The 9943-nt window shown below is 71.1% G+C and carries 9 protein-coding genes and 1 pseudogene; 4 read left to right on the plus strand and 6 right to left on the minus strand.

Going from position 1 to position 9943, the window contains the following annotated elements; translation table 11 throughout:
• The 6 genes from D7V77_RS37300 to D7V77_RS37325 all read right to left on the minus strand — a co-directional run.
• A partial coding sequence (locus tag D7V77_RS37300) for a DUF58 domain-containing protein (protein ID WP_199733959.1) occupies nt 1–331 on the minus strand: 331 nt, incomplete at its 3' end.
• Nucleotides 332–336: 5 nt separating this feature from the next.
• On the minus strand, nt 337–1860 hold the full coding sequence (locus D7V77_RS37305; RefSeq protein WP_172810442.1) for an ABC transporter permease: 1524 nt from the start codon (nt 1858–1860) through the stop codon (nt 337–339).
• Complete coding sequence (locus D7V77_RS37310) at nt 1857–2843, minus strand: ABC transporter ATP-binding protein (RefSeq protein ID WP_120581009.1); 987 nt, start codon at nt 2841–2843, stop codon at nt 1857–1859. Before D7V77_RS37310 ends, D7V77_RS37305 begins: the two co-directional genes overlap by 4 nt.
• Nucleotides 2840–4618: a hypothetical protein gene (locus tag D7V77_RS37315; protein ID WP_233597471.1), complete on the minus strand. Its 1779-nt coding sequence runs from the start codon at nt 4616–4618 to the stop codon at nt 2840–2842. Before D7V77_RS37315 ends, D7V77_RS37310 begins: the two co-directional genes overlap by 4 nt.
• On the minus strand, nt 4611–5609 hold the full coding sequence (locus D7V77_RS37320; protein WP_169822253.1) for a MoxR family ATPase: 999 nt from the start codon (nt 5607–5609) through the stop codon (nt 4611–4613). The genes D7V77_RS37315 and D7V77_RS37320 overlap by 8 nt, the downstream gene beginning before the upstream one ends.
• Before the next feature lie 19 nt (nt 5610–5628).
• A complete protein-coding gene (locus D7V77_RS37325; protein ID WP_120581010.1) occupies nt 5629–7230 on the minus strand; it encodes a hypothetical protein in 1602 nt (533 codons plus the stop codon).
• A 158-nt stretch (nt 7231–7388) separates the two neighbouring features.
• On the opposite strand from D7V77_RS37325, the gene D7V77_RS37330 reads away from it, so the two are divergent.
• The 4 genes and pseudogenes from D7V77_RS37330 to D7V77_RS37345 all read left to right on the plus strand — a co-directional run.
• On the plus strand, nt 7389–8381 hold the full coding sequence (locus D7V77_RS37330) for an aldo/keto reductase family protein (protein ID WP_120581011.1): 993 nt from the start codon (nt 7389–7391) through the stop codon (nt 8379–8381).
• A 214-nt stretch (nt 8382–8595) separates the two neighbouring features.
• Nucleotides 8596–9288 (plus strand): MotA/TolQ/ExbB proton channel family protein, encoded by a 693-nt coding sequence (locus tag D7V77_RS37335; protein WP_120581012.1) that lies wholly within the window; start codon nt 8596–8598, stop codon nt 9286–9288.
• A 3-nt stretch (nt 9289–9291) separates the two neighbouring features.
• Nucleotides 9292–9729, plus strand: coding sequence for a biopolymer transporter ExbD (locus D7V77_RS37340; RefSeq protein WP_120581013.1), 438 nt, complete (start codon nt 9292–9294; stop codon nt 9727–9729).
• A 15-nt stretch (nt 9730–9744) separates the two neighbouring features.
• Nucleotides 9745–9943: pseudogene (locus D7V77_RS37345) on the plus strand (energy transducer TonB); the annotation flags it as partial.

A 9943-nucleotide genomic window follows, 5' to 3' on the forward strand; every position in this document is an offset into this window, starting at 1 on the left:
CAGCCTCCACCGTCAGCAGCGCCACCTCCCGCGCCCCCGCCGCCTTGCGCGGCGACAGCCCCATGCTGCGCGAACCGTCCAGCAGCACCTCCACGCGCGGCGACACCTCGTCCTGGCGCACGCGCAGCACCAGCTCCCCCGTGCGCGCCACCGCGTTCCAGTCCAGCTGCCGCAGGTCATCCCCCGGCTGGTACGCGCGGAAGTCGTGCAGCTCCATCGCGCTGCCCGCGGACGTGGCGCGCACCTCGCCCACCCGTCCCCGCTGCGGCAGGCGCGGCAGCGCCAGGCTCAGCCCCGGCGCCAGGCGCGCCACCTCCGCCTCATCCAACATCGTGCTCACTGCTGGTGGGCCCGCCGCTCGCGGTCAGCGAGCACCCGATCCGCGGCGAACGCCGCCAGGACCGCCACCAGCGCCACGCACAGGAGCAGCTCCGGCGGCAGCTTGAGCCCGCTCGGGTCGCTGTAGTCGTACTTGCCGAAGTTCAGCGTCCCCAATATCGGGTTGAGCAGGTTGAGCAACTCATCGCGCCCCTCCAGGTTCAGGAACACCGCCAGCAACGGCGGCACGCCGGCCCCCAGGACTCCCACCAGGACGTAGAGCAACCGCACTGAAACCGGCGAAGCGAACCGGCCCGAGCGCGGCATCCGCCCCAACAGCAGCGCCACCGACAGGTACAGCACCCCGTAGAGCGCCAGCGCCGCCTGCGACATCCCCATCCGCAGGCTGCTCGTCGAGCCATCCGACAGCCACAGCAACACCCCGCACCCCACCGCCCACCCCACGAGCAGCAGCACCGACAGCCGGAAGCCGCGCAGCGCCCCAGGCCTGAACAGCGTCCACGCCCGAGTGCCCGCGCGCAGCGGCCGCGACTGCCCGTCCACGTCCGTCGCCATGAAGAGGGTGGCGAAGATGAGGTGCAGCCCTCCGAGGATGCCCATCACCCCGGGGATGTCGTCATCCCGGTCCATGAGCCACCACACCGCCGTCATCCCCACGAACGTCAGGAACACCTGCACCACCAACGCCCGCCGGGGATGGCGCGTGTAGTCCTCCGTCACGAGCGACAGCCGCGCCACCGCCGTCTCGAACACCAGCCACCCGTCCGACACGAGGAGCCAGAACGCCGCACCCAGCCCCAGGAAGAAGCTCCGGTCGAACGAGAACCCGCTGCCACGCTCGTTCGTCACCACGAAGGTGAACGTCAGCGCCTGGAAGAACGTCACCACCAGCACGGCCACCAGCGCGAACCGCACCGCGGCCCGCCCCATCCGGCTGTCCGCCACCGTCGCCGCGCACACCGACACGAGCGTGAGGAACACCATCCACGCCCCGCCCAACATCAGCACCATCAGGATGGTGGGCAGGTCGATGCCGTTGAGGAAGTAGCTGAACAGCAGGAACGGCCCCACCGCCGACGCGTACAGCACCGCCTGCACCAGGAAGGACGCCACCTTGCCGCGCAGGATGCGCCGGGGTCCCAGCCCCGTGAGCAGGAGCAGCGACCACGTCTCGTCCTCGCGCTCGCGCGCCAGGGAGCGGTACGCGTTGAAGGGGATGAGGCCGAAGTGCACCAGCGCCAGGCACACGAAGAAGGAGAAGAAGTACGACCGCCCCTCGCGCGTGTACGTGCTGTCGTGCGTGTTCGCGAACGCGATGAGCGACAGCACCAGGCACGCCGCGAGCAGCAGCCCGAAGCTCACCCAGAAGACGCGCGTGCGCAGCCCCTGCCGCACCTCCTTCACCACCAGCGGGTTGAGCCGGTCGCCCCACTTCTCCCAACGGTCGGACACCGCGGCGGGAACACCCGGCGAGGGGGCGGACTCGGCCGCGCCCGACGCGGGACTTGCTTGCGTGCTCACGCCACCCTCCCCTTCGTCACCGTCATGAACGCGTCCTCGAGGTTGCGCTCGCGCGGGCTGAACGCGCACACCGGCAACCCCTGCGACACCAGCGCCGCGAGCAGCGCCGCCGCGGCCGCTTCCGTCTGCGCTGGCCCCGCGTCCGCCTCCAGCTCCAGCCGCACGCGCAGCGCGCCGCCCTCGCGAGCCACGTCCTTCACGCGCGGCTGCTCCAGCAGCGTGCGCTCCGTGCGAGACCACAGCGCCTCGCCCTCGTCGCCCTGCGCCGCCAGCCGCACCGTCAGCTCCATCACGCGGGACGGGCCCGCGCTCTGGCGCAGCAGGTCCTCCACCTTGCCCTGGGCCAGCAGGCGCCCCTGCTCGATGATGACGCAGCTGTCGCAGATCTCCGCCAGCTCCGTGAGGATGTGGCTGGAGATGATGACCGCCTTGCCCTGATCCGCCAGCGCGCGCAGCAGCTCCCGCAGCTCGATGCGCGCGCGTGGATCCAACCCGTCCGCCGGCTCGTCCAGCAGCAGCAGCCGAGGGTCGTGGAGCAGCGTGCGCCCCAGGGCCACGCGCTGGCGCATGCCCTTGGACAGCTCCGTGGTGAGCTTGTGCGAGAGCGGCCCCAGCCCGGTGAACTCCATCACCGAGTCCACCCGCTGCTTGCGCTGCGCGCCCTTCAGCCCGTACGCGCGCGCGAAGAAGTCCAGGAACTCCTTCACGGTGACGTCGTCGTAGGTGCCGTAGCGGTCCGGCATGTAGCCCAGCAGCGGCCGGGCCCGGTCCGGCGCGTCCACCAGCGACGTGCCGTCCAGCAGCACCGTGCCCGCGGTGGGCACGTCCAGCGTGGCCAGGATGCGCAGCGTGGTGCTCTTGCCCGCGCCATTGGGCCCGATGAAGCCCAGGATGCCGCCGGCCTCCAGCGAGAACGACACGTCGTCCACCGCGCGCAGCGCTCCGTAGTCACGCCGCAGCCCCTTCACCTCCAGCAGGCTCATCGTCGTGCCTCCTCGACCTGACCGCGCACCACGTGCAGCGCGGCATCCAGCTCCACGTCCAGCGCCGCCGTGGGCGTGAAGCCACGCCCGCCCAGCCGCGCCACGAACGCCCCGTCCTCCAGCTCCTGAATCAGGGGCGCCACCGCGTCCTGGAAGCGCATGCGTGGCTCGTGCTCCAGGCCCAGCAGGTCCACGTCCCCGGCCTCCGCCTCCTCCGGCGGGGCCAGCCCCTCCGCGCCGTCCGCCAGCTCCGGCAGGACATAGAGCTGGCCGTCCAGCTTCAACGTGCCGCCCATCAAGGGAGCCCCTAGCGCGTTCTGCACCTGAACGCCACCGTCGGTCTTGTGCGCCGTCAGCCGCGCGCGCGAGGGGACCACGGCGACCTCGCCCCACTCGCGGTAGCTGCGCGAAGGCAGGAAGCTGTTCTTCACCACCAGCCCGTTCGTCCAATCCAGGAGGCGCGGCGGATCCTCCGGGCCCGTCGAGGACGCCGGGGCCAGCAGCACGCTGGAGGCGGGCATGCGCACGCTCTCTTCCGCGAGGTTCGCGTACCAGGCGTTGAGGCCCACCGTCACCGCGCGGGACCGCTCGCGGTCCAGCAGCGTGAGGCTGTAGCGCGCGGCGTGCACGCTGAAGCCATCCACCAGCACGGACCACGCCACCAGCCCCAGGCTCGTGAGGACCGCCAGCGTGGGCACGGCGATGAGCACCGCGAGCGGTCCCTTGCGCCGCGCGAGCATCCACCCGCCGGGCCCCACCGCGAGCACGAAGAGGAAGATGAGCAGCAGGAAGCGGCCCACGGGCGCACGGGCGCTCGACAGCAGCGGCAGTCGCCCATCGCTGAGCAGGTCGTGGCGCTCCCAGCGGGGCGGCGGGCCCGCGGGCACCACCACGGCTGGCGACCGCTCCGTGTCCTCCCAGAGTCTGAAGCCGCAGCCCGGGGTCTTCTTCCGGCATTCGCGGAACTGGCGCACGAAGCCGAAGCCATAGGGTGACAGCTCCGCCTTCTCATCCTGGAGCAGCGGGAGGCGCAGGCGCGGATTCGCCGGGGGCTGGTCGAGCACCAGCTTGCCGCCCGCCACGGCGAACATCTCCAGCACCGCCCAGACGTCATCGGGGACCTGGTCCGCCGGCACCGCCACCAGCACCGCGTCGTAGCCCACATAGGCCGCCAGCTCGCGTGGAGCGGTGCGCGGCTCCACGAAGCGCGTGGCGACGAGCGGCTCCATGTTCTCCGGCGCGCGGCTCAGGCCGGTCGCGGCCTCGAAGGCCTTCACATCGCCCAGCACCATCACGCGGGCGCCCCGGTAGCCGTCCAGGTAGAAGCTCTGCGCCACGGTGTCCATGCCGGGCGAGTCCATGTTGATGATTCCCGCCTGCAGGTCCGCGGGCATCAGCAGCCACGTCACGGTGCGCTCACGGGGGCCCACTTCCAGCGAGCGCTCCATGATGCGCCCCTGCGAGTGGATGGACAGACGCACCGGGCGCGGCTGGCCACCGGTGTTGTGCACCGTCACCTGGATGGGCGTGTAGCCCCGGTTCGGCACAAGCGTGACGACGCGCACGGAGCCCTTGAGGTCGCCCTCGGTGGGGAAGTTCTCCGTCGTCTCCACCACCTCGCGGTAGCCGCTCGCCTGGGACGCCTCATCCCGCGCCTCCACCGCCTTGGGAGGGCTGGTGGCGAACGCCGCCGTCCCGCCAGGAACGCCCGACAGGCCAGTCCAGAGCAGGGCCCCCAGGAGCACGGCGAAGGTCAGGTGCGCGCGGCTAGCCACGGGGCACCTCGGGCGTGGCCTTGAGCAGCTCGCGCACCACGTCCGGCGCGGTCACCTTCTCCAGCGACGCCTCGTAGGCCAGCACCAGGCGGTGGTTGAGGGCGGCGGGCGCGGCGGCCACCACGTCGTCGAAGCCCACGTTGGGCCGGCCTTCGAGCAGCGCGCGAGCACGGCCCGCGGCGGCCAGGGCCAGCGCCGCGCGAGGGCTCGCGCCGAAGCGCACGAAGCGGCGCACGGGTTCCGGAGCGGAGGGCTGGCGTGGGTCGGACGCCTCCACCAGCCGGCCGATGAAGTCCGCCACCGGGCCGGGCAGGTGCACGCGGTCCACGGCGGCGAACAGGCGCGACAGTCCTTCGGCGTCCAGCACCGGCTCCTGCGCGGGAGGCGCACCGCGCACGCGCGTGGTGAGCAGCGTGCGCAGCGTCTTGGCGCCCACGGGCGGCACGAGGATGCGGAAGAGGAAGCGATCCAACTGCGCTTCGGGCAGCGGGTACGTGCCTTCGAGCTCGATGGGGTTCTGCGTGGCGAGCACGAAGAAGGGGTCGGGCAGGGGCCGCGTCTGGCCCAGCACCGTCACGGACCGCTCCTGCATGGCCTCCAGCAGCGCGGACTGCGTCTTGGGGCTGGAGCGGTTGATTTCGTCCGCGAGCACGAGGCTCGCGAAGAGGGGCCCCTCGCGGAAGACGAAGTCGCGGCGCGACTCGCCCTCCAGCACGTAGGTGCCGGTGATGTCGCCGGGCAGCAGGTCGGGGGTGAACTGGATGCGGCGGAAGGGCAGCGCCAGCAGCCGCGCCAGGGCCTTGCACAGCTCCGTCTTGCCCAGGCCGGGCAGGCCCTCCAGGAGCACGTGGCCCCGGGCGAGCACCGCTGTCACGACCTGCTCGACGACCGTCTCCTGGTCGAGCATCACCTGGTTGAGCCCGGACTTGAGCCGGGACGCCACGTCCGCCGCGCCCTGCGCTTCGGCGGGACTCAGAAGCTCCGCTGCCACGTCGTTTCCCCCTTCTGGACTACGGACCACCGAAGTACCGCTTCACCAGGTCGCGGTTGCGAGGCAGCAGCGGACCAGAGGTCGGTCCCGCCGTCGCATCGCCCTTCGCGCCCGTGCCCTTCGCGCTGGACGGCCCCGCCTGCCCCGTGCGGGCCTGCGGATCCGCTGCGCGAAGGCCCCACAACTCTTCCGCATCGCCGCCATTGCCATCCGGCAGCGGCTGGAACGCGAGCCGGTTTGGATCCATCTCCGCCTCGCCGCCGAAGACGACCGGCTGGCTCTCCCCGCCCCGGCTCACGCCCGCGCCTTCGCCCTTGCCCTGCCGCGTGTTCCGGCTCGCGTGCTGACTGCCCTGCTGGCCCTCGCCGTCGCCCTCTTCACCGTCACCTTCGCCCTGCCCGTCCTGGCCCTGGCCTTGCCCCTTCTGGCCCTGGCCCTTCTGTCCCTGTCCGGACTGCTGCCGCCGGGTGGGACGCCGGGCCTGGGCGCCGCGGTTCCTTTGTGAGGCGTTTTCCTCTCCGAAGCGCTGGGCCAGGGACTGCTGCCGACGCTCCAGCGTGCGGCGCAGGTCGGCGATCTGATCCGGTGAACCGGAGGCCTGGGCGCGAGCGGAAGCACGGGCCTGGGCTTCGCGGGACGACGGATCGCCGGAGCCCTGCTGCCGTGAGCCCTGCTTGTCGCCGCCCTGTTCCCCCGTGCCCTGCGCCTGCGAGCCCTGCTGCTCGCCATCCTGTTCACCGGCACCCTGGCCCTGGGCGTTCCGCTCGGACGCGGAAGCCGCCTGCTCACCAGTGGCGTCGTCCTCCGAGGTCCCGCTGGCACGCGCATCGAGCGCCATCAGCGCCTGCTCCAACGACTCGCGCTCACGGGTGGCGGCCTCGGCACCGCCAGCGGCGGCGAGCGCGTCCTCCAGTTCAGCGGCGGCCTCGGAGGCGCGGTTGAGCTCGGCGGCGGCCTCGGAGGCGCGCTCGGCGAGCCGTTGCTCCAAAGCATCCGCGGCTTCCCAATCCGCGGAGTCGAAGCGGCCCTGCGCGACCTCTTCCGACAACCGGCGCAGCTCCTCCTCGACGTCGGGGCCCAGGGGCTCCTCGCGAGACAGGGCTTCGGCCTGAGCCTGCACGGCGGCGACCTGGGTCGCGGCGGCGGCGTTGATGTTCGTGGTGCGCAGGGCCGGCAGCGGAACAAGGAACCCCACCGCGAGGAACACGAGCGCACCCAGAAGCGCGCCCACGGGCCGGCGCCACGGAACCTCCGGAGGCTTCACCTGCTGGGCGAACTGGTTGAGGCTCAGCTCCCACTCGCCGACGGGACGCTCCAGCCGCGTGAGCAGCAAGCCCCCGGCATTGGCGGAGCGGTCCGCGAGCACCGCCGCGTACTCCAACGACACGCCGCGCGAACGGGCACGAACGAACCACCACGCCAGCCCCGCGATGACGAGCGGAGGCACGGCCCAGACAGCCAGGTCACGCAGCAACAACCGTGACAGCACGCAAGCGGTGGCCATGGCCCAGACAGGAGCGATGCCCGCGCCGGTCCAGGCGACCCCATTGAGCCGCCGCTGCACGCGCCGGATGGGCGCGAGCACGAGAGACTGGAAGCGGCGTTCGTCACTGGCGGCCATGCGTGGAAGCCAGTGTCGGACACCCGGCCCACCGTTCACAAGCGACGCCCGGGAACGGTCGAATCCCGCCGTGGACGGTCGCCCGTCCGACTCCAGCTGTCGAGAAACCGCGAAACCCGAGCGGACCTCCAAAGGCGGCGGTTAGTGTGCCGCCCCCTATGAACTTCCGATTCCTTGGTCGCAGCGGTCTGAAGGTCAGTGAAATCTCCTTCGGCAACTGGCTCACCCACGGCTCCCAGGTGGAGGAGGACGCCGCGGTCGCGTGCGTGAAGGCGGCGCTCGACACGGGCATCACCACCTTCGACACCGCCGACGTCTACGCCGGCACCAAGGCCGAAGCCGTGCTCGGCCGCGCCCTCAAGGGCCAGCGCCGTGAAGGCTACGAGCTGTTCACCAAGGTCTACTGGCCCACCGGCCCCGGCCAGAATGACCGCGGCCTGTCGCGCAAGCACATCATCGAGTCCATCCACGGCTCCCTGCGCCGCCTGCAGACGGACTACGTGGACCTCTACCAGGCCCACCGCTTCGACGCGGAGACGCCGCTGGAAGAGACCATGCTCGCGTTCGCGGACATCGTCCGCCAGGGCAAGGCGCTCTACATCGGCGTCTCCGAATGGACCGCCGAGCAGATTTCCGCCGGCGCGAAGCTCGCCCGCGAACTGCGCGTGCCCTTCATCTCCAACCAGCCCCAGTACTCCATGCTCTGGCGGGTCATCGAGTCCAAGGTCATCCCCACCTCCGACGCCGAAGGCCTGGGCCAGATTGTCTGGTCCCCCATGGCCAAGGGCGTGCTCAGCGGCAAGTACCTCCCCGGCAAGCCCCCGCCCGCGGACACCCGCGCCGCAACCCCGGGCTCGCAGTTCATGACCAGCTTCATGACCGACGACGTGCTCACCCGCGTCCAGCAGCTCAAGCCGCTGGCCCAGGAGGCAGGCCTGTCCATGGCGCAGCTCTCCATCGCCTGGGTGCTCCAGAACAAGAGCGTCTCCTCCGCCATCATCGGCGCGTCCAAGCCGGAGCAGGTGCTCGACAACGTGAAGGCCACCGGCGTGAAGCTGAACGCGGAGCTCCTGCGCCGCATCGACTCCATCCTCGGCCCCGTCGTGGAGCGCGATCCCGCGCAGACCACCAGCCCCAACCGCCGACCCTGAAACGCTCTCATCCACCCGGCGGGCAGGCGCTCCGACGCCCGTCCCGCCTGGTGCCTGGGATATGACATCCGCGCCCTGGTTTCGCCGCGCCCGTCCAGTGGCGCGCGACAGCGGGGTGAACTCCACCCCGTTCCATTTGACTTTTAAGTTGGGGGGAACAAGAGACTGCGCCGCGCGTTAACGCGGTCCCACTCTTGAACCGGGCTTTCCCCACATGACGTCCTTCTTCCTCCTGGCCCAGGCGGCCCAACCCGAACTCGGATGGTTGAGCAGCAAGCTGCTCGGGGTGACGTTGGGCAGCGCCGAGTGGGTGCTCTGGCTGCTCGTGTCGCTGTCCATCATCTCCATCGCGGTGATGCTGGAGCGCGCCGTGTACTTCTCGCGCCACCGGCTGGCCAACTCGGAGGCCCTGGCGGTGCGCCTGGCGCGCGGCGAGTTCGACGCCGTGGCCGGTGAAGTGAAGAACCAGAAGGGCATGGAGGCCTCCGTCATCCGCGAGGCCCTGGCCTCCGCGCAGCAGGGCCCCGACACCGTGGAGCAGGTCATCGCGTCCACCGTCGCCCGCGAGCGCCCCCAGTATGAGCGCGGCCTGTCCATCCTGGGCACGCTGGGCAACAACGCCCCGTTCATCGGCCTGTTCGGCACGGTGCTCGGCATCATCAAGGCCTTCAACGACCTGGGCGCCATGAATGCCAAGGGCGGCGCCATGCAGCAGACGGTGATGGCCGGCATCTCGGAGGCGCTCGTCGCCACCGCCGTGGGCCTCGCCGTCGCCATCCCCGCCGTGGTCGCCTTCAACATCTTCAACCGCCAGCTGAAGACGCTCACCAGCCGCACCACCGCCCTGGGCCACGCGCTCGTGGGCGCCATGAAGGCGCGCAAGCCGGGCGCCGCGGGGGGCAACTAGCCCATGGCCGGCGGCGCGAACGACAGCGACGAGGAAATCTCAGGCATCAACGTCACCCCGCTGGTGGACGTGGTGCTGGTGCTGCTCATCATCTTCATGGTCACCGCCAACTTCATCGTCCGCGAGACGGTGGAGGTGGACCTGCCCCGCGCCGCCAATGGCGGTGAGACGGTGCAGGGCCTGGTGAACGTCGTCCTCGACAAGGAGGGCAAGCTCTACTTCGACGGCGCGGAGGTGACGGAAGCCGACCTGTCCCGCCGCGTGACGGAGGCCGTGGCCAAGGACAAGGACACGCGCGCCATCATCAGCGCGGACCAGACGCTCGCCTACGGCCGCGTGATGCGCCTCATCGACGTGGTGAAGGGCCAGGGCATCGCGAAGTTCGCCCTCAACATCGAGAAGGACGCGGGCCCCTCCCGGGCAGCGCCCGCCACGCCCTGACGAGGCTTCGCAACGATGAGCCAGGCGGTCCTCGAATCCTCTTCCCTGCCCCAGCGCGACCGCTCCACGCGGTTCCTGCTCGTGTTCGTCCTCGTGTCGCTCGCGCTGCACGGGGTGGCCTTCGTGTTCCTCTCCACCCTGGAGGGCCGCAAGCTCGCGTCCATCCAGAAGCCGGTGGAGCTGGTCATGGTGGAGGTGCAGAAGCCCCCGCCCC

This window comes from Corallococcus sp. CA041A (assembly GCF_003612075.1).
Taxonomy (GTDB): domain Bacteria; phylum Myxococcota; class Myxococcia; order Myxococcales; family Myxococcaceae; genus Corallococcus; species Corallococcus exiguus.